Source organism: Antribacter soli (assembly GCF_021568775.1).
In the GTDB taxonomy this organism is placed as follows: domain Bacteria; phylum Actinomycetota; class Actinomycetes; order Actinomycetales; family Cellulomonadaceae; genus Antribacter; species Antribacter soli.
In genome coordinates this window covers 275,804-295,237 of record NZ_JAKGSG010000025.1, presented here as the reverse complement: position 1 = coordinate 295,237, position 19,434 = coordinate 275,804, and the positions used below count along the sequence as shown (strand labels likewise).

At 70.6% G+C, this 19,434-nt stretch carries 17 protein-coding genes and 1 pseudogene; 8 read left to right on the top strand and 10 right to left on the bottom strand.

Features of this window, described 5'->3' with window-relative positions:
• The first annotated feature begins 2 nt into the window (after positions 1 to 2).
• Both L1785_RS08795 and L1785_RS08790 read left to right on the top strand, forming a co-directional pair.
• On the top strand, positions 3 to 785 hold the full coding sequence (locus L1785_RS08795) for an SDR family NAD(P)-dependent oxidoreductase (protein WP_236088848.1): 783 nt from the start codon (positions 3 to 5) through the stop codon (positions 783 to 785).
• Positions 786 to 899: 114 nt separating this feature from the next.
• A complete protein-coding gene (locus tag L1785_RS08790) occupies positions 900 to 2,126 on the top strand; it encodes an MFS transporter (protein WP_236088847.1) in 1,227 nt (408 codons plus the stop codon).
• A 94-nt stretch (positions 2,127 to 2,220) separates the two neighbouring features.
• Here L1785_RS08790 and L1785_RS08785 read toward each other — a convergent pair whose 3' ends face one another.
• The 5 genes from L1785_RS08785 to L1785_RS08765 all read right to left on the bottom strand — a co-directional run bounded on the left by L1785_RS08785 (position 2,221) and on the right by L1785_RS08765 (position 6,084).
• Positions 2,221 to 2,823 carry a hypothetical protein gene (locus L1785_RS08785; RefSeq protein ID WP_236088846.1) on the bottom strand — a complete coding sequence of 201 codons (603 nt, stop codon included), beginning with the start codon at positions 2,821 to 2,823 and terminating at the stop codon, positions 2,221 to 2,223.
• Between the two features lie 367 nt (positions 2,824 to 3,190).
• Positions 3,191 to 3,652, bottom strand: coding sequence for an SRPBCC family protein (locus L1785_RS08780; protein WP_236088845.1), 462 nt, complete (start codon positions 3,650 to 3,652; stop codon positions 3,191 to 3,193).
• A gap of 5 nt (positions 3,653 to 3,657) precedes the next feature.
• Positions 3,658 to 4,506 (bottom strand): ABC transporter permease, encoded by an 849-nt coding sequence (locus tag L1785_RS08775; RefSeq protein WP_236088844.1) that lies wholly within the window; start codon positions 4,504 to 4,506, stop codon positions 3,658 to 3,660.
• Positions 4,503 to 5,420 carry an ABC transporter ATP-binding protein gene (locus tag L1785_RS08770; protein WP_236088843.1) on the bottom strand — a complete coding sequence of 306 codons (918 nt, stop codon included), beginning with the start codon at positions 5,418 to 5,420 and terminating at the stop codon, positions 4,503 to 4,505. Before L1785_RS08770 ends, L1785_RS08775 begins: the two co-directional genes overlap by 4 nt.
• A 130-nt stretch (positions 5,421 to 5,550) precedes the next feature.
• Entirely contained in the window at positions 5,551 to 6,084 is a 534-nt protein-coding gene (locus tag L1785_RS08765) for a CGNR zinc finger domain-containing protein (protein WP_236088841.1), read from the bottom strand.
• 38 nt (positions 6,085 to 6,122) lie between these two features.
• Here L1785_RS08765 and L1785_RS08760 point away from each other — a divergent pair, with 38 nt between their 5' ends.
• A complete protein-coding gene (locus L1785_RS08760) occupies positions 6,123 to 7,148 on the top strand; it encodes an EamA family transporter (RefSeq protein ID WP_236088840.1) in 1,026 nt (341 codons plus the stop codon).
• A 46-nt stretch (positions 7,149 to 7,194) separates the two neighbouring features.
• Here L1785_RS08760 and L1785_RS08755 read toward each other — a convergent pair whose 3' ends face one another.
• From L1785_RS08755 to L1785_RS08740, 4 genes are all read right to left on the bottom strand, one after another.
• Entirely contained in the window at positions 7,195 to 9,534 is a 2,340-nt protein-coding gene (locus L1785_RS08755) for a hypothetical protein (protein ID WP_236088839.1), read from the bottom strand.
• 165 nt (positions 9,535 to 9,699) lie between these two features.
• Entirely contained in the window at positions 9,700 to 10,779 is a 1,080-nt protein-coding gene (locus L1785_RS08750; RefSeq protein ID WP_268914998.1) for a sensor histidine kinase, read from the bottom strand.
• A 10-nt stretch (positions 10,780 to 10,789) separates the two neighbouring features.
• Positions 10,790 to 11,485, bottom strand: coding sequence for a response regulator transcription factor (locus L1785_RS08745; RefSeq protein WP_236088837.1), 696 nt, complete (start codon positions 11,483 to 11,485; stop codon positions 10,790 to 10,792).
• A gap of 68 nt (positions 11,486 to 11,553) precedes the next feature.
• Positions 11,554 to 12,258 carry a VanZ family protein gene (locus tag L1785_RS08740; RefSeq protein ID WP_236088836.1) on the bottom strand — a complete coding sequence of 235 codons (705 nt, stop codon included), beginning with the start codon at positions 12,256 to 12,258 and terminating at the stop codon, positions 11,554 to 11,556.
• Positions 12,259 to 12,454: 196 nt separating this feature from the next.
• On the opposite strand from L1785_RS08740, the gene L1785_RS08735 reads away from it, so the two are divergent.
• On the top strand, positions 12,455 to 13,372 hold the full coding sequence (locus tag L1785_RS08735) for a phosphotransferase (RefSeq protein WP_236088835.1): 918 nt from the start codon (positions 12,455 to 12,457) through the stop codon (positions 13,370 to 13,372).
• Between the two features lie 99 nt (positions 13,373 to 13,471).
• On the opposite strand, the gene L1785_RS08730 is transcribed toward L1785_RS08735, so the two are convergent.
• Positions 13,472 to 14,362: a phosphotransferase family protein gene (locus L1785_RS08730; RefSeq protein ID WP_236088834.1), complete on the bottom strand. Its 891-nt coding sequence runs from the start codon at positions 14,360 to 14,362 to the stop codon at positions 13,472 to 13,474.
• Between the two features lie 207 nt (positions 14,363 to 14,569).
• On the opposite strand from L1785_RS08730, the gene L1785_RS08725 reads away from it, so the two are divergent.
• The 4 genes and pseudogenes from L1785_RS08725 to L1785_RS08710 all read left to right on the top strand — a co-directional run.
• Positions 14,570 to 15,628, top strand: coding sequence for a LacI family DNA-binding transcriptional regulator (locus tag L1785_RS08725; RefSeq protein ID WP_236088832.1), 1,059 nt, complete (start codon positions 14,570 to 14,572; stop codon positions 15,626 to 15,628).
• Positions 15,629 to 15,700: 72 nt separating this feature from the next.
• Positions 15,701 to 17,371 (top strand): ABC transporter substrate-binding protein, encoded by a 1,671-nt coding sequence (locus L1785_RS08720; RefSeq protein WP_236088830.1) that lies wholly within the window; start codon positions 15,701 to 15,703, stop codon positions 17,369 to 17,371.
• 82 nt (positions 17,372 to 17,453) lie between these two features.
• The gene (locus tag L1785_RS08715) at positions 17,454 to 18,431 is read left to right on the top strand and encodes an ABC transporter permease (protein ID WP_236088829.1); all 978 of its coding nucleotides are present in this window, start codon (positions 17,454 to 17,456) and stop codon (positions 18,429 to 18,431) included.
• Between the two features lie 151 nt (positions 18,432 to 18,582).
• Positions 18,583 to 19,416 (top strand): annotated as a pseudogene (locus L1785_RS08710) (ABC transporter permease); the annotation flags it as partial.
• Between the last annotated feature and the right edge of the window lie 18 nt (positions 19,417 to 19,434).

Genomic DNA, 19,434 nt, shown 5'->3' with positions numbered 1-19,434 from the left:
GCGTGGTGGGACCGCAGGCGATCGGACGCCTCGCCGGCAAGATCGTCGTCGTCACCGGGGCGGCGGGTGGTCAGGGGGCGGCGATCGCCGTCGCTGCGGCGCGCGAGGGCGCACGGGTCGTCGCGGTCGACGTCGGCGAGCCTGGCCCGGAGCTGGCGCCTGGCCTCGACGACGGCGAGCTCGAGCTGCGCACGCTGGACGTCACGGACGCCGCCGCGTGGCGGTCCCTCGCCGACCTGCTGCGGGACCGGCACGGCCGGGTCGACGGGCTGGTCAACAACGCGGGGATCACACGCCGCGCCCGGCTGGCGGAGGTCACCGTGGAGGACTTCCGGCTCGTGCACGCGGTGAACGTCGTCGGCCCGCTGCTCGGCATGCAGCACCTGAGCCCGCTGATGAGATCGGGCGGGTCGATCGTCAACATCGGGTCCGTCGCCGCCCGGACCGCGCACTTCCCGGTCGCGTACACGTCCAGCAAGTGGGCGCTGCGCGGGCTGAGTCAGGCAGCGAGCCTCGAGCTGGGCCCAGCCGGCATCCGCGTCAACCTCGTCCACCCGGGCTACATCGAGACGCCGATGACCGCGTCCGCTTCTCCCGCCTTCCGCGCCGCGAACCTGGCTGAGACCCCGCTCGGGCGCTCCGGGACGACGGCCGACGTCGCCAGGCTCGTCGTCTTCCTGCTGAGCGACGAATCGTCCTACGTCAGCGGTGCCGAGATCCCGGTCGACGGCGGCATGACGGCCCACGGCGGGGTGAAGTCCATCTCCGACGCCGTGCGCGGCTGACTCCCGCATCGACGCCGTGGATGCCCGACATCACTCATCTCGTCTTCTCGAACGCTACGGCTGAACGGCACGCTTTCTGCGACCAGTCCTTCCCGACCACGACGAGGTGGTTCCGTGTCCGACAACCCTCCACTCACCCGGGCCCCGGTGGCCTCACCGGCCGAGGCTCCCGAGAGCCGCGCAGCGGGCCTCCCGCAGCTGGTGCTCCTGCTCGCGGCGTCCTGCTTCCCCGTCCTCGGTGCGGTGCTGATCGCGCCGGTCCTGCCCCAGATGGCCGGCCACTTCGCCGCTACTCGGGGCGTCGTCGTGCTGACTCCCTTGGCGCTGGCCGTGCCCGCGTTGCTCATCGGCATCACCGCCCCGTTCGCGGGGATCATCGCGGACAGGATCAACCGCAAGCGCATCCTTCTGGTTGCGATGGCCGCCTATGCGGTGGCAGGCACCGCACCGCTGTACCTCGAGTCGCTCGAGGCGATCATCGGCAGCCGGGTCCTGCTCGGCGTGTGCGAGGCGGCGATCATGACGTGCGTGACCACCCTCATCGGCGACTACTGGGCCGGTCACCAGCGTGCCCGTTACCTGGGCATGCAGACCCTCGTCGCCGCGATCGCCGCGACGGTGTTCCTCGCCCTGGGCGGCGCGCTCGGCGAGGTCGGCTGGCGCGCCCCGTTCGGGGTCTACGCCGTCGCCGCCGTGCTCGTCGTGCCGATGGCACGGCTGCTGTGGGATCCGCAGGGAGACACGCAGACAGCGGTGGCCCGGCTCGAACCGCTGGCCTGGCGGCAGATCCTGCGGCCGTGCCTGGTGACGCTGTTCGGCGGCGCGGTGTTCTACGCCCTGATCGTGCAGCTGTCGTTCGTACTCACCGAGGTGGGCATGGGCTCCACCGCGGCGATCGGCGGCATCACTGCGGTCATGTCGCTGGCCACCGCCGTCGGCGCCGGTCTGATGGGGCGGCTGTCGTCGTCCTCGCCGCGTGTCCTGGTGCCGGTCGAGTTCGGCCTCGCCGCCGTCGGGCTGGGGGTCATCTCGCTCAGCGGCGGCGCCGTTCCGGTGATCGTCGTCGGCGCGGTGATCACCGGGTTCGGCACCGGTCTGCTCCTGCCGACGCTCCTGCTGTGGGCGGTCAACCGGCTCACCTTCGAGCAGCGCGGCCGGGGCACCGGCCTGTGGACCGGAGCGCTCTTCCTCGGCGAGTTCCTCTCACCGCTGCTCATCGCCGCGATCGGCGCAGGCGCGGGCGGGCTGCGCCCCGCCCTGGGCGTCCTCGGCCTGGCCGCGGCGGTCATGGCCGGGGTGGTCTGGCTGGTGGCCCGCAGCGACACCCACCAGCTCAGGTGACCGCCTCGGGCGCGGACCAGTCGTCACCTGGTCCCCGCCCGAGGACGTTCGCTCAGCGCTGCTGGGAGTACATCGCGTGTGCGCGTGTCGCCGCTCATCGTCCTCGAGCCGTGGAGGCACGCGACCCACTGATCAGCCGCACGCAGACGGTGATGACCCACACCCAGAACAGCCCGTAGGGCACGAACCAGAGTCCCTCGACGAACCAGAGGTATCGCGCGAGCACCAGGGCGATCCCGATGCCTATCGCGCTCCAGCCGGTCCAGCGTGGCTGGGCGCCGGTGCTGATGAAGACCGATCCGGCTGACAGGCTCAAGCTGGCCAAGGCGAGCCAGGAGTTGGCGAACCCGATGTTCCCGAGGTCGAAGGCGTACGCCGCGAGCGTCTCATCGATCTCGGTACCCCGGTGGATCGCAGCATCCCAGCTGGCGTCCAGCACACCGTACGCAGCAAGGAGGACGCCCGAGACGAGAGCGATGGTCGAACGCCACGCCGGCTGCCCCTCGGCGCGCCGAAGCAACAGCGCGAGCCCGACGACGAACCAGAGGAAGGCCAGGATGCCCAGGCTCGCCGTCGCCTCCGCCGCATCCACCCAGCCCGCGTCCGCGGTACGGAAGAACGTGGCGATGTCGGCGCTGTCCGCCTCGAGCGGCGGCTCGCCCAACGAGCTGATCGCGATGATCGGGGTAAAGATCACGACCGCCGAAACCAGGCCTGTGATTCCCGTCGCGCGTGCCAGGCGTGACCATCTCACAGCCTCGTCAGTTGTGCTGAGGCCTTCTCCGACGGGTTCCATCCGCTCGACCTGCTTCCGTGCCTGACTCGATGCTCACGCCTCGCACGGGAAAGCACCACGGCGCAGGGGCGTTCTTGTGGCCACTCTGTGACCACCGGGCCCCGAATGCCACTCCGGCGTCAGTCAGCGCCCGCCGCTTCTACGAGAAGAACGGCTGGCGTGAGGCGGGCGGGCCGACGACCTCGTCGTTCGAGCCGCACCCGGTGCTCCTGCGGTGTGAGCGCGACCTGGCCACGCAGAATCGCTGACACGCGCCCGCGTACCGCGCTCAGCGGGACTCGGCCCTCGCGGCGATGTCGTGCAGGTCGTTCGCCATCATCTTCTCGGTGGCCTTGGCGCCGAGCGTGCCGAACAGGGCCCACAGCGCCTTCTGCATCGGGTTGGTCCGCGCCTGGACGGCGGTGAAGCTCATCCTGAGGCGGGTGGCATCCCCGGTGGGGGTCAGCGTGAACTCGGTGACGTAGTGGACGCCCGAGGAGTCCGACTCGACCACGGTGCGTGTCGGCTCCTCGGCGAGGGTGACCTCCATCTGCTGGGTGTCCTCCCTGCCGAACATCCGGCGGGTCTCGCGCCACGTGGTGCCCACGCGGTAAGGCCCCTCGGTGACCTGCTCCACCTTCGTCACTCCGGCCAGCGTCTGGTCGGCATGCGCGATGTCGGTGAGGACCGCCCACACCCGTTCGGCGGGTGCCCGTACCAGGCGTTCGACCTCGATCCGGTGACCGGTCATGTGTCTCACCGTACCCACTGGACGGCGGCCTCGCGTGCGGCCTGCACCTGGGAGCCGGTCGAGCGGCGCGACATCCGACGCAGCACGCGTGGCGTCACGACGGCGCCCACGACCGCCCAGGCGCCGAGGACCAGCACCGTCTCGAGTGTGCGCCAGCTCCCGCCGAGCTCGAGGGCGGCGGCCGAGTCAGGGAGGAACGCGGACCGCATCCCCAGGCCGAGCCAGTACATCGGGAACAGCTGGGCGACCACCTGCACCCAGCCCCACAGCTGCTGGATCGGGTAGAAGATGCCGGAGATCCCGGCCAGCACCATCACCGGCAGCATCCCCCAGGTGCCGACCTTCTGCGCGCTGGGCACGAGCGCCCCGATCACCATGCCGATCGGCATGGCGGCGAGCAGGCCGAGCAGCAGCACCCACGCCACGGTGAGCCAGCCCGAGCTGTCGGCCATCAAGTTCTCGAACAGCAAGAAGCTCGGAAGCAGGATCACGACCATCTGCGGAAGCAGACTCAGGGTCTGGAAGACCAGCTGACCGGTGAAGTAGCCGGCCAACCCATGGGGCACCGCCTTGTGCCGCAACAGGGTGCCATCCTCCTTCTCCATGGCAAGGGCGTACGCCGGGCCGACCACGACGCCGAAGGCGACGAGCGCTCCGAGGATGCTCGGCAGCGCCACCGAGGGGAACAGCAGGTCGGTTCCGTCGACCTCGGTGTTGCGGCCCAGGAACAGGTAGCCGACCGCGAGGAACGCGGTGAACAGGTAGAACCCTTGATCCTGGCTGCTGCGGACGCTCTGGACGAACTCGATCCACCCGCGGCGCAAGCCGAGGCGCACGGCGTGCTGCGCCTTCACCGGGTCACCTCCCTGAACGACCGGGCCGCTGCCTCGGCATGGCCCGCCTCATGCTGTTGGACCAGGGAGAGGTAGGCGTCCTCCAGGCTCGCCCGCCGGATGTCGAGGTCGTTCACCTCGTCGCCGCCCTGGGCGAACAGGTCGCGGACGAACCCGGTCGGGTTGTCCGTCTGATGCACGAACCGCTCCCCGTCAATCGACCACCGCACTTCCGCGGCGCCCGCGACCCGCTGCGCCAGACCGTCCGGCGTATCGTCGGCGACGATGCGACCTCCGGCCAGGATCAGCACCCGGTCGGCGAGCTTTTCGGCCTCGTCCAGGTCGTGCGTCGTGAGCAGGACCGTCGTGTGCTCCAGGCTCACCAGCCGGTGTACGAGCCGGTGGAACTCTCGGCGGGCCTGCGGGTCGAACCCCGCGGTCGGCTCATCGAGAAACAACAGCTCCGGGCGCCCGACGATGCCGATGGCCACGTCAAGCCGGCGCCGCTGACCACCCGAGAGGGCGGTGAGCTTACGGTCCGCCAGCTCGGTCAGCCCGACGGTCTCCAGCAGGTCCTCGACGTCCCACGGCCTCGGGTGGCCGGGCGTCGAGTAGGGCTCGAAGTAATCGCCCAAGAGGGTCAGAAGCCGGCGCGGCGTCCACCGCGGGTGGTCACGCCACGACTGGAGCACCACACCGGTGTGCGCCCGCCAGTCCTCGTCGGCGTGTGCCGGGTCCTGGCCGAGGACGCTCACCTGGCCGCCGGAGCGGATCCGGAAGCCCTCCAGGATCTCGATGGTGGTGGTCTTGCCCGCGCCGTTGGGGCCCAGCAGGCAGACCACCTCGTCGGTGTGGACGTCGAAGTCGACCCCGGTGAGCACGTCGTTGTCGCCGTACCGCATCCGTAGGTCGCGGACCTCGATCGCAACCTCCACCCGAGCCAATCTAGTGAACACGTCCGGGACGCGCGCGAGCGCGGCGTCCAGCGCGGCTCGCGGGAGCCTCCGCCGCGGCCGGCGCCGGCGTCATCCTCACGCTGGTCGGACCGGCCCTGACGCCGGGCGCTCAGGCCCGGCGGCGCGCCCGGTAGGCCGCTGCGGCATTTCGGTTGGTGCACGCGACGGAGCAGAAGCGGCGTGACCGGTTGCGCGACAGGTCGAGGACCAACCCGGCGCAGTCGTCGTCGGCACAGACGCCCAGCCGGGAGGACTCGCCCTCGCGGATCACGTCGATCATCGCCATGGCCGTCTCGACGACGATGCGGGTGGCCCAGGGGGCGTCGTCCGCCACCGCGTGCACGTGCCAGTCCGCGCGGTCGTGTCGCACCAGCCGCGGCACCGCCCGGAACTCGGCCAGCATGTCGTTGACCAGGCCTGCCGCCATGTCCCGGTCGGCCGTGAGCAGCGCGCGCAGGCGGGGCCGGAGCGCTCGCACGTGGACGAGCTCCGCGACGGTCCGGTCGTGGCGGCCCGTGTACTCGTACTGCTCGAAGAAGTCGTCGAGCTCGGCCACTGTCGTCAGCGTCTCGGGCGGCTCGGCCGAGTTGACCAGCGCCACCGCAGCCAGGAGCGACATCTCGGTGTCATGAGCGAAGATCACGTTGACACATTACCTCCCGATCCGTACCGTCATGAGCCATGAGTGCCGTGACTCCTGACACCACCCACGCCCGACCGGGTTCGGGCGTACCCGCCGACGCACGGGATGCTGCCGGAGACCGCCGCCTCGTGACAGGGCTTGCCTTCGCGCTGCTCTCGGCCGTCGCCTTCAGCCTGTCCGGCACGCTGGCCAGCGGCCTGTTCGACACCGGCTGGAGCCCGGGCGCCGTGGTGCTGGTCCGCGTCGCGATCGGCGCCCTCGTGGTGCTGCCCGCAGGGATCATCTCGCTGCTGGGCCGCTGGGAGGCCGTGCGCCGAAACGTCGGGCTGATCGCCGCCTACGGGACGCTCGCCGTCGCGGGCGCGCAGTTCTGCTACTTCTCCGCCGTGCAGCACATGCAGGTGGGCCCCGCGCTGCTCATCGAGTACACGGCCCCGGCGGCCGTCGTCGTCTGGTTCTGGCTGCGCCACGGCCAGCGCCCCGGGCCCGTCACGCTCGTCGGCGCGGGACTCGCCGCCCTCGGCCTGGTGCTCGTGCTGGACCTGCTGTCCGGTGCGCAGCTCAGCCCGGTCGGCGTCGCCTGGTCCCTCGGCGCGATGGTCGGCGCGGCAACGTACTTCGTGATCAACGGCGACGAGACCACGGGCCTGCCTCCGCTGGCACTCGCCGCCGGCGGACTCGTCGTGGGCACCCTGGTGCTGGGTCTCCTCGGGCTCTCGGGCCTCCTGCCGCTCACCGCGTCGACAGTGCCGCCGGTCTACGCCGGGACGTCGGTCCCCTGGTGGCTCCCCATGATCGGGCTCGGCGTCGTCACGGCGGGCGTCGCCTACGTGGCGGGGATCGCGGCCGGGCGCCGGCTGGGCTCGCGCCTGTCGTCCTTCGTGTCGCTGCTCGAGGTCGTCGCGGCGATCGGATTCGCGTGGCTCCTGCTCGGCGAGCTGCCCCGCCCGGTCCAGCTCCTGGGCGGCCTGCTCATCCTGGCCGGCGTGGTGACCGTCCGCCTCGGGGAGGAACGGATCGCCCGGTCCGCGGCCGGCCACGGCACCGCAGCACCGACATCCTGAGACGTGCGCGCGGTTCAGCGCCCAGCCTCGCCGGCGCTCACCGCGCTCACTGGCGTCGTGGCCAACGGTGGCGCAGCGCCACGAGCACCAGCCCGGCGAGGACGAGTGCTATCGCGGTGGGGATGATCCAAGGCTGGGAGTATCCCGTGGCGGGCAGTGGCCCCGACGCGGGCACGACGTTCCGTGCGAGGTCGGCCTCCGGCACCGTCGGCTGATCGCCGCCGGCCGGCCCGTCGTCCGGCGGGTTGCCAGGCCCGGGGCCCGGGCCGGGGTCGGTGGGGCCGGGGTTCGGCGGATCGGTCGGGCCGGGGTCCGGTGGGTCGGTGGGATCCGGGCCCGGCAGCTGCACGACCGGGCCTCCACCGAGCCACGCCATGCTCTCCGTGTCCTCTGCGAGAGTGCCGATCGCGTCGCCCGTCTGGGCGGCCACCGGCACGCTCACTGCCTCGTAGGCCGCGCTGCGCACGGTCTTCGGCAGCGTGGGGTGCTCGCTCTCGAACCGCTCCGCGGGCATCGGGTCCCGCGGCGCGTCGGGGAACTGGATGCCCCCGGTGATCTCGAGCCAGTACTCCATGTCGCCGTGGGTCCACTCGTACCGGTACAGCGGCGTCTGCAGCCGCTCCAGGTAGGCGTCGAAGACGTCCTGCGGGTCCCACTCCGTCCGGGCGGGCCAACCGGAGACGTCGCCCGAGCCGATGACGTCGTGGAAGGCGCCGGGACGCTCGGCGTCGCGCTGCTTGAGCCACTCGGCGGCGACGCGCGCGGTGTAGACGCGACGCAGGTCGGCGTACTCGGGGGCGGTGTTCACCGCCTGCTCGAGAAGGGGCGCGAAGGTGTCGGCGAGGAGCTGGGTGTTGCGGTCGACGAGGTCCTCGGGGGCGTCCGCGCACAGGTCCTCGCCCGGCAGCTCCCAGTCGACCTCGATGGGCTCGATCTGGGCACGCAGCGGCGCGTCGAGGATGTACAGCTGGTCGCCGTCCTCGCGGACCGTGGCAGGCTTCGGGTCGACCCAGAACCGGTACCAGCCATGGCAGATCAGGCCGTCGTCCGTCCGCTCCACCGAGTCCCAGAAGGCCTGGCCCGTCTCCGTCTCCGGGTTCATGTGGTCGGCGATCGTGCGCTTGAACGCGAGGTCCGCCTCGAGCAGCACCCGGCCGGCGTCGGTGGTGGCGAACTGCTCGTCGATGATGGTCTCCGGCGTGTCCGGGTTGAGGTTGACCCAGAACTGGTTCGGGTCCAGCGCCAGCCACGTGAACAGGGCGTCGGAGGAGAGATCGAGCGGCGCCTCGCCGCCGTACGACGGCTCGGCCTCCCCCTCGTCCGCGAGCTCCGCGGCCGAGAAGGCGTACTCGAAGTCCTTGTTCGCGGGGTTCTCGGAGACGTACCGCAGCTCGAGCGAGGTCCAGTCGATACCGCCCGGGCGACCGGGCGAGAAGCCCGGTCGGCGGGTGTCGCCCGCGATCTGGTTCTGGATCCGCTGCCCCTCCCGCGCGGCGTTCGCGTTCCCGCCCGAGCGCTGGGCGAGATCCTTGACCGCACCGCCCGTCGGTCGCTGCGGGTTGGGGCTCAGCGCGTTGTTGATCGGCTGGGGCGGGTTCCTCGGGACAGCCGTGGAGCGGAGCTTGGTGTGCTCGACGCCGTACTGCTGCAGGAGCCGGAGCTGTCCCGGCTTCGGGTCCTGGCTGAAGATGTAGACGACGCGCCAGCCCTTGGCGCGCAGCGCGGCGTCGGCCCTCAGCTGTTCGATCTTGAGCGGGGAGTTCCCGGACTTCAGCTCGTAGGCGATCTTCAGGGTGCGGTTGACCGAGTCGTACCGGCGCCTCGTCTCGAGCTTCTCCTCTTCCCAGAGCTTGTTGTCCTCGCAGATCCACTGGTCCCCGCCGAGCTTGAGTCGCCGCGCGACGTTGCGGTGGAAGCCGTCACCCCGGAAGTCGTTGGACACTGCGGGGATGTAGGTGTTCCGCCAGCGCTCCCACTCGTAGTCGCCCTCGTAGACCTTCCAGCGCCGGAGCATGTGGTCCTCGGTGCCCGGTTCGAAGTCCTCGTAGCTGCCCTGCAGTGCATCGAGCTCCGCCTGGGTGGGCTTCTGACGGGGACGGAGCTGCTCGGCCGGGTTGTCGTACTCGTAGTCGTCGATCCGCTCGTCGTACCCGCTGTCCAACCCTCCGCCGGGCAGCTCCTCGAGGTCGGCGATGCCTTCGATCCCGTCGATGAGCTCGTCGCACTGGACGTTGAACCGCGGTGCGCCCTGCACCTCGTCCACCGGCACAAGCACGGCGGCGGCAGTGAGGGCAAACGCCGTCGCGAAGACGAGCGCACGGCGGATCCGGTCCCGGCGCGGCTCCCACTGCGCGATTCGTTGGTTCTGTTCATCCAGCGACGTCACGACAAGCTCCCCCTTGGTGCGTCTGCAAGAAAGTTTCCTGGATACCAAGACTGCCGACGGTGCAAACCCTGCCAGGTTGGAGCAAAGGGCACATACAAGTCAAGGTCTGGTCACCCGCCGCTGACTTCAGACACAGGCCCAGTGGGCCTCGCTCGGGGACGATGCCTACGGCGTACCGGGAAGCCGGACCATGACGAGGAGACCGCCGGCCGGGCGGGGGACGAGGTCGAGGGTCCCGTCGTGGGCGCGGACGATGCTGTGCACGATGGCCAGGCCGAGGCCGACGGCGGCGTGCTCGTCGGTGCGTACGCGTTCCGTTCCGCGCCGGAAGGGTTCGGTGAGGGTCGGTAGCAGTTCCGGTGGGAGCGGACTGCCCGTGCTCTCGACCCGCAGCACGCTCGTGTCGCCGTGCGCCTCGGTGTGGACCGTCACGGTGCCGCCGGCGGGGAGGTTGTGGACGATCGCGTTGTGCACGAGGTTCGTGGTCATCTGCAGAAGGAGCGCCTGCGACCCGATGGCCGGGGTGACGTCCCCGGAGGTCTCGAGGGTGACGCCGCGCTTCTCGGCGAGGGGCAGGAGCGTCTCGGTGGCTTCTTCCGCCAGGAGGGAGAGGTCGACGGATTCTCGGGTGAAGGATCGCTGGTCGGCGCGGCTGAGCAGGAGCAACGCTTCGGTGAGGTCGATGGCCCGGGTGTTGACGGCGTGCAGGCGTTCGACGAGCTCGCCGGTGTCGCGGCCGGGATCGTTGCGCGCGACGTCGAGGAGCGCCTGGGTGGTCGCCAGCGGAGTACGCAGCTCGTGGGAGGCGTTGGCCGCGAACCTCCGTTGCTCGGCGACGTGCGCTTCGAGCTGGGCGAGCATGGCGTCGAAGGCGTCCGCGAGCTCGCGGAACTCGTCGCTGCGGCCCGGCAGCCGGATGCGGTGGGAGAGGGACCGGGTCGCGGCTGTGCGGATGGCGTCGGTGATGCGGGTCAGCGGGCTGAGCATGCGGCCGGCGAGAAACCAGCCGCCCACGAGACCGAACACCAGCAGGAACGCCATCACTGCGACGGCTGCCGGAACGAAGGCAGCCGGCCCCCAACCCCCGAGCAGGAGCTGGGGGCTTGGCCACCAGTCGGTGATCTCCCAGATCCGACCGGCAGGCGTGCGACGCAGGAGGAATGCCCACACGGCCGCGAGCAGCAGGGCACCCGCGAGCATGACGAACCCCGCGTAGCTGAGGGTGAGCTTGAGGCGCACGCTCAAACCAGGCCTTCTATCCACGGCCTCCTCCCTCGTGCCCGGTGCCGGGCCGGGTGTCGATGCGGTAGCCGACACCCGGCTCGGTGGCGATGAGCCAGGGTTCGCCGAGCCGTTTGCGCAGTGCCGAGACGGTGATGCGCACGGCGTTGGTGAACGGGTCGGCGTTCTCGTCCCAGGCGCGTTGCAGGAGCTCTTCGGCGCTGACGACCCCGCCCTCGGCGGCGACGAGGACTTCCAGCACGGCGAACTGCTTCCGGGTGAGCGGGACATAGCGCCCGTCGCGGAAGACCTCCCGGCGGAAGGGGTCGAGCCGCAGGCCGGCGATCTCGCGGACCGGGGGCCGGGCATACGCGCGTCTGCGGTCGAGCGCCCGGAGCCGGAGCACGAGCTCGCGGAGCTCGAAGGGCTTGGTGAGGTAGTCGTCGGCGCCGAGCTCGAACCCGGACGCCTTGTCGTCGAGCCGGTCGGCGGCGGTGAGCATGAGGATCGGCATGCCGCTGCCGGAGGCCACGATGCTCGCGGCGACCTCGTCGCCGGAGGGGCCGGGGATGTCGCGGTCGAGGACCGCGAGGTCGTAGGAGTTGATGCTCAGCAGCTCCAGGGCGGTGTCACCGTCGCCGGCGACGTCGGCCGCGATCGCCTCCAGCCGCAGCCCGTCGCGGATGGCCTCGGCCATATACGGCTCGTCCTCGACGATCAGCACGCGCATGTCTGGAGCCTAAGCAGCACGACATGTTGCCGACGTACGCAAAGACGTGTGCAGACCGGACCGGCCACTCAGCCTGCCGGTGCCAGCGCGGGGCGAGGCTGGTCCGACGCCGCTTCCGCCGTGGTGCGCCACCAGCGGCGCGACGCCAAGGCGGCCAGCACGGCGCCGGCGGCGTTGACCAGTACGTCGTCCACGGAGGACACCCGGTCGAGCCGCAGGACGAACTGTGCGGTCTCGACCAGGACCGAGCAGCCCGCCCCGAGCGCCAGGATCCGCGGCACGGACGCCAGTGCCGCGAACCGCATCGGGGCGAAGAACCCCAGCGCCGCGAAGATCAGCAGATTGCCGACGAACCCGACCGGCCCCATCGTGAGCAGGTCCCGCAGCGGTACCAGGCTCACCCGGCCGGGGACGGTGCCGGCCCCGGAGCCCGGCATCAGGGTCATCCACAGGAACGGCACCGTCCCGTAGACCATGCCTACCTCAGCCAGCGACATGCGCCATGGCGACGGGACGCCGGCGGCGCGACGACGGCGCGCCAGAGCCCACACCGCCAGCGCGGCCACCGGCAGCGCCACCAACGTCATGAGCACCACACCGTTGAAGGTGTCCAAGCAGCCGTGCCACCGCCCTGCCAGGCACGTCGGCGCGGACATCATGAGCGGCCGCCGCAGGACGAACGCGGCGCTCGCCAGGCCGAGGATCGCCAGGCCGAGGAGCACGATCCCGCGCGTGCGGCGGGGCGGTGCTGACAGGGATGCGTCGCGGTTCATGCCCCCATTGGAGACGGAGGGCCGTCGCGGTGGCGTATGCGATTTTCGATACGCCCGCGATACTCCGCGCAGGCTGTAACCAACGTCCCGGCCGGGTACACCTGGACCGGTGGGACATTGCGGCCCCGGGCGGCTCGGTGCCCGGGTCGTACCCCGACAGCGGCACCGCCGCCACGACGACGGAAGCACGGAGACGATGAGTCAGATCGACTTCCCCAAGATCCTGGCCGAGTACGGCCTGCGCCCCACCGGTGATCCGAAGCTGCTCGAAGGCGGCGAGGACAACGGCAACTTCCGCGTCGCGACCGACCAAGGCGACATGGTGCTGCGGGAGTACCGGATGTCGGGCATCGAGAAGATCCGCGCCGAGCTGCGGCTGGTCGCGTTCCTCGGGGAGAACGGGTACCCGACGCCGGCACCGCTTCGGACCGCCTCGGGCGAGCTGGTGGTCGAGGCCGATCGCCGCCCGATCGCCGTCTTCCCCTGGGTGCCCGGCGACGTCCCGACCGAGATGACCGCGCCGCTGGCAGGGCAGGCCGGTGAGCTGCTGGCCCGGATGCACCTACTCACCACCGACTGGACCGACGTGCGGATCCCGGTGATCGACCGCCTCGGCCTCCTCCACCAGGGTCTGGCGTCCCGGCCCGAGCTCGACGGCGTCGACGACTGGCACGATCGCGTGCGGGACTTCCTCGAAGGCCGAGGCGAAGAGCTGGAGCGCTTGGACGAGCTGCCCTGCGGTCCGCTCCACCACGACCTCCACCGGCAGAACCTCCTGGTGGCGGCCGGGGAGGTGACCGCCGTGCTGGACTTCGACGAGCTCAACCGCGGTCCGCTCGTCATCGACCTGGCGCGCGTCTTCCACTACCTCGCCGTCGACCACCCCGACCTGCGACTGCCGCGCGACCTCGCCGACGCAGCCGTAGCCGGATACGAGCGGACGAGGGCGCTGTCCGATGTCGAGCGCGAACTGCTGCCGGTCGCCTTCGACCTGGCCGGAATGGTCGACGCCGCCGCCTTCATCATGTGGGCTGCACCCACCATCGGTCTGACGCATGTGGACGAGTGCAACAGCTGGATTGCCCACCTGCGCAACGTGGACGCGCTCTCCTGACAGCAGGGCGAAGAACGACTTCATCGCGGCGTTGTCCCCGGCGCCGACGTGGCCCATGGACCTCTCCGTGTTCCGGGGGATCTGGAGGCACCGTTCGCATCAGCCGGCCAGCTGGCGGATGTCGTCCTCGATGCTGTCCAGCGGGTCGGTCGTGCCGTTGCTCGCGAACCAATCCCACAGCTCGAGGGCGTGATAGAGCCGGTAGAGCGCGATCCGCTCGTGGGCATCGCCAGGCAGGTCGCCGTAGCCCTCCAGGAGCCCAGAGAGGACGCCGGCGGACCGGTGGCGCGACTCGTACTGGAGCGTCTTGGCCAGGTCCATGAGCGGATCAGCCGCGATGGCGTTCTCCACGTCGACGATGCCGGTCACACGCCAGCCGTGGCCGTCGGGCGCCACGAGGACGTTTCCTGCGTGCAGGTCGTTGTGGCACAGGTGGGCGCCGGCGCACCACGCGAACAGATCGGAGTCGGCAGCCAGCCGTTCGCTGACCCGACGCGCCGTGCCAGGGCTCCCGCCGAGGTCGGTGAACTCGGCGAGCTTCTTGTCGAACTGCCGCGACATGTAGGCCGTGTTGTCCCGCTCAGGGTCGACGATGCGTGTGGTGAGGTACCCGAACTCGGCCTGCCGCACCGAGTGGATCGCCCGGGCGATCACTCCGACCTGGCGGAACAGGTCCCGTTCTGCATCCGGGGGCAGCGTGGTCTGTGACAGCGGCGTGCCGGGGACGAGCGTCAGGACGGTGACGGCCCGCTCGGCGTCCAGGCGGACGACCGACGGCAGCGCCGGCAGGTCGGCGAGCAGCCCGTAGACGTAGGCCTCCTTGGCCTGCTTCCACCGCCATCGGTCGGCGTACTGCTTGACGATCAGCGGTGCGCCGTCGGCCAGCCGAACCTCCCAGACCGTGGACAGCGCGCCGCTGGTACGCGGGACGACCTCGGTGACGCGCACGCCGGCGGGCAGCACGGAGGAGACGTCGATGCTGAAGTCCATGCAGCGAACCTACGGCGTTGCCCAGGAGGCGAACCAGTGGTTTCCCGAACCGTCGATCTCGACGGCGACGCCGCAATCCGGCGGTCCGCACCGGACCAGTTGAGAGTCGGTCTTGTGTGGGCGCCGTCGAGCAACAACAGGGGGTTGACGACCGCTCCTAACGCGCGTAAGTTCCCTCCTAACGCGAGTTAGTAAGAAGGAGCGTCAATGTCGACGAGCGATGCCAGAGTGCGCCGCCCCCGTACCGAGGGGGACGGGCGCGCGCGACGCGGCCCCACGATGGGCGACGTCGCGGAGAGGGCGGGCGTCTCGCGCACGACGGTCTCGTTCGTGCTCAACGACCGCGCCGACGCCGGGATCCCGGACGAGACGCGTCGCCGCGTGATCGACGCGGCCGCCGCGCTCGGCTACCGCCCGAACGCGGGTGCCCGGGCGCTCGCGGCCCGCCGGAGCGACTGGTACGGGATCGTGACGGAGATCGTCACCGCGCCGTTCGCGGTCGACGTGATCAAGGGCGCTCAGGACCGCGCGCTCGAGCAGGGAAAGTTCCTGCTGATCGCCTCGAGCGAGTCGGAGGTGGCCACCGAGGCCGCCGGGATCGAGAAGCTGCTCGAGCAGCGGATCGAGGGCCTCCTCTACGCCGCGACCTGGCACCGGGCGGTTCACGTGCCGGACATCGTCCGGGAGGTACCGGCCGTGCTCGTCAACTGCTTCGATGCCGACGGCAGCCTCCCCGCGGTCGTCCCGGACGAGGTCGGCGGGGGCCGGCGCGCCACGCAGCGGCTGCTCGACGCCGGGCACACCCGCATCGGCCTCGTCACGCTCGATCCGGCGATCCCCGCGAGCGTGGGCCGCCGGCAGGGATACGAGGAGGCGCTCGACGCCGCCGGCATCCCGGTGGACACGTCGCTCGTGGTCGCCGGCGACGCCACGGCCGACGGCGGGTATTCGGCCGCCTCTGAGCTCTTGGATCGCGCAGACCGCCCGACGGCGATCTTCTGCGGCAACGACCGGATGGCCATGGGGGCCTACGACGCGATCAAGGAACGTGGCCTCACGATCCCGGGCGACGTGGCCGTCGTGGGGTTCGACAACCAGGAGCTCATCGCCGCGTACCTGCGTCCGCGGCTCACCACCGTCGCCCTTCCCTTCCAGGAGATGGGCGCTCGGGGCGTCGACATGCTCGCCGCCCTCACAGCGGGGCAGTCGATCGGCACGGAGATCGTGACGATCGACTGCCCGCTGCTCGAACGGTCGTCGGTCTGACGCCAATCAACCCCGGCGACCGCAACACACCCACCCTTCGCCTTCAGCGATGAAGAGAGGAATGCGATACCGATGATGACACGATTCCGCCCGGTTCGGCGCGCAGCGCGCGTTGTTGCGCTGGCGTTGGCCGGCACCCTTGCCCTCACGGCCTGCGGGCCCGGTGGCTCCGGGGACGGCACCGAAGAGGGTGCCGCGCCGTTGATCATCCCGCGCGAGGACATGGGGACCTTCGTGCGCAACTTCAACCCGTTCTCGCCGAACGTCGCGCCGATGACGCAGCAGGCCGTCTACGAGCCGATGTTCGTCTACAACCCGGCCGACGGCAGCACGACGCCGTGGCTCGCGACCGAGTGGAGTGTCTCTGACGACGGTCTGCAGCTGACCTTCTCGCTGCGCGAAGGCGTCCAGTGGTCCGACGGGGAGCCGCTGGTGGCCCAGGACGTCGCCACGACGTTCGAGCTGCAGAAGGAGGTTCTCGGCGGCTACGAGTACCTCGACAAGGCAGAGGCGGTCGACGACGCCACCGTCGTCCTCCACCTCAACCGGGTCTACTCGCCGGCCCTGTACGAGATCGGCCAGCAGATCATCATCCCGGACCACGTGTGGTCCCAGGTGGCGGACCCGGCCAAGGAGACGAACGAGTCCCCGGTCGGCACGGGGCCCTACACGGAGGTGATCCGCTTCGAGAGCCAGTCGTTCGACCTCGGGCCGAACCCGAGCTACTGGCAGCCCGAGAAGCAGAAGATCCCGTCGATCCGCATGCTCGCGTTCGCGGGTAACGACGGCGCCAACCTGGCCGCCGCCAACGGTGAGGTGGACTGGGCGCCGCAGTTCATCCCCAACATCGAGCAGGCGTTCGTCGCGAGGGACCCGGAGCACAACCACTACTGGTTCCCGCCGACCGGCTCGATGATCAACTGGCAGCTCAACACGACGAAGGCGCCGTACGACGACGTCGACGTCCGCAAGGCGCTCAGCATGGCGATCGACCGCCAGCAGATCGTCGACGTCGCGATGCAGGGCTACACGTACCCCGCGGACTGCACCGGTCTGTCCGGCGCCTACGACACGTGGCGCGACCAGGGTCTCGCCGACTCGTGCGAGTGGACCCAGCGTGACGTCGAGGCCGCCAACGCGCTGCTCGACGACGCCGGCTACCCGCGCGGTGGGGACGGGAACCGCACGCTCAAGGACGGTTCCCCCTTCACCGCCACGATCTCGGTGGGCTCCACGTCGTCCGACTGGCTGTCGGTCGCCGAGATCATCTCGCAGAACCTGGCCGAGATCGGTGTCGAGGCCTCGGTCGACGCGCCCGACTGGTCCGCCGTGGTGGCGGGCTACGAGGACGGCTCCTTCGACAGCGGCATCGTGTGGAGCAACAACGCCCCCACGCCGTACCAGTTCTACCGCGGTGTCATGTCGACCGCGACGGTCAAGCCCGTGGGCGAGAAGACGTTCGAGAACTACCACCGCTTCGGCGACGAGCAGGCGGACACCCTGCTCGACGAGCTCGCGGCGACGGCGGATCAGGACGCACAGCACGCGCTCGTCAACGAGCTCCAGGCCGAGTTCGACGCGCGGGCCCCGGTGATCCCCCTGTTCCCAGGCCCGGAGTGGGGCGCCTACACCGACGCCCGGTTCACGGGATGGCCGACCGAGGAGAACCCGTACGCCACGTTGAGCACGCGCGCTCCGACGACGGTGCTGGTGCTCACGACCCTCGAACCCGTGCAGGGCTGACCGACGCCCGGCCGGCGCGCTCCCGCGCCGGCCGGGCGCCACACCAACAGACCTCCCGTACCGCACCGAAACGGAGGACACCGTGCAGTTCGTCCTGCGGCGACTGGGCTTCTACCTGCTCGCCTTCTGGGTGTCCGTCACCCTGAACTTCCTTCTTCCGCGCTTCATGCCGGGAGACCCCGTCTCGCGAATGTTCGCCCGCTCCCAGAGCAGGATGACGCCGGAGCAGATCACGCAGCTGCGGCAGCTCTTCGGGCTCGACGACCGCCCGCTCTGGCGGCAGTACGTCGACTACCTGGGCAACGTGGTCACGGGGGACATGGGCGTCTCGATCTCCCGCTTCCCGACGCCCGTCGTCGAGGTCATCGCCGGGCAGATCGGCTGGACCGTCCTCCTGGGCGGGACCGCGCTGCTGATCGCCGTCGTCGTCGGCAACCTGCTGGGCATCCTCGCCGCGTGGCGACGCGGCGGGTTCCTCGACTCGATGATGCCGCCCTTCCTCGTCTTCGTCGGCTCGTTCCCGTACTTCTGGCTCGCGATGGGCGCGCTCTACCTGTTCGGGGTCTCGCTCGGCTGGTTCCCGCTGCGCCACGCGTTCAGCGCCGGCACCTCCCCGGCATGGACCGGCGAGTTCGCGAGCGACGTCGCCCTGCACCTCGTCCTGCCCGCCGTCACGATCGTCGTTGTCTCCATCGGCGGCTGGATGCTCGCGATGCGCAACACGATGATCGCCACGAACGCCGAGGACTACATCGTCATGGCCGAGGCAAAGGGCCTGCGCCCGGGCCGCATCATGTTCCGCTACGCGGCGCGCAACGCCATGCTGCCGGCCGTGACGTCCTTCGGGATGTCCCTCGGCTTCGTGGTCGGCGGCGCACTGCTGACCGAGGTGGTGTTCGCCTACCCCGGCGTCGGCTACCAGCTGCTCGCCGCAGTGCAGGGGCTCGACTACCCGCTCATGCAGGGCATCTTCCTCACGATCACGGCAGCCGTGCTGCTCGTGAACTTCCTCGTCGACATCGTCTACGTCCGTCTCGACCCGCGCGTGCGGGTGTCCTGACGGCGCCAAGGAGACCGAGACCGTGTCCGTCACCGAATCCACGTCGGCGTCTCTCGGCGCCGCCCCGGGCGCCGGCTCACGTCCTGCCCCGAACGCACACCTCGACCTCGCGTCCGACGCGACGCCCCCGGCGGGCCCGTCCGGCGGGCCTCTGCCTCGCCGGGGGTTCGTGCGCAGCCTGCTCCGGAATCGCAAGGCGACCGTCGGGGTCGGAATCCTCGCCCTCTTCGCCGCGCTCCTCCTCCTCGCGCCCCTCCTCGCGCCCTCGGACCCCACGCTCATCACCGACGCCGGCTCGCAGCCACCGTCCGCCGAGCACCTGCTCGGAACGACGGCCAAGGGGCAGGACGTCCTCGCCCTCACCATCTGGGGCGCCCGGTCGTCGCTCGCGGTCGGCTTCCTGGTCGGTCTCGCCGCGACCCTCGTGGGCGTGACCGTCGGGCTCGCCGCCGCCTACTTCGGCAAGGTCACCGACGACGTCCTGTCCCTCGTGACGAACGTCTTCCTGCTCCTGCCCGGGCTTCCGCTCCTCGTCGTCCTGGCCGCGTTCCTGCCGCCGGGTACGGGGACGGTGATCGTCGTCCTCGTCGTGACCGGATGGGCGGGCGCGGCGCGCGTGCTGCGGTCGCTGGCGCTGTCCATCCGGGCGAAGGACTTCGTCGCCGCGGCGACGGTCACAGGAGAGGGCGCCGGATGGGTCATGTTCCGCGAGCTCCTGCCCAACATGGCGTCCATCGTGATGAGCACGTTCCTGGGCACCGTGATCTTCGGCATCGGCAGCCAGGCCGGGCTCGAGTTCCTCGGCCTCGGCGACGTCTCGGTCGTCTCCTGGGGCACCAACCTGTACTGGGCCAGCAACGACGGCGCGCTCATGGTCGGTGCCTGGTGGGCCTTCCTCCCCTCGGGCCTGTGCATCGCGCTCGTCGCCTTCGCGCTCTCCCTCCTCAACTACGCGGTGGACGAGGTCACGAACCCGCGGCTCCGCGTGCCGCGGCGCCGGCGC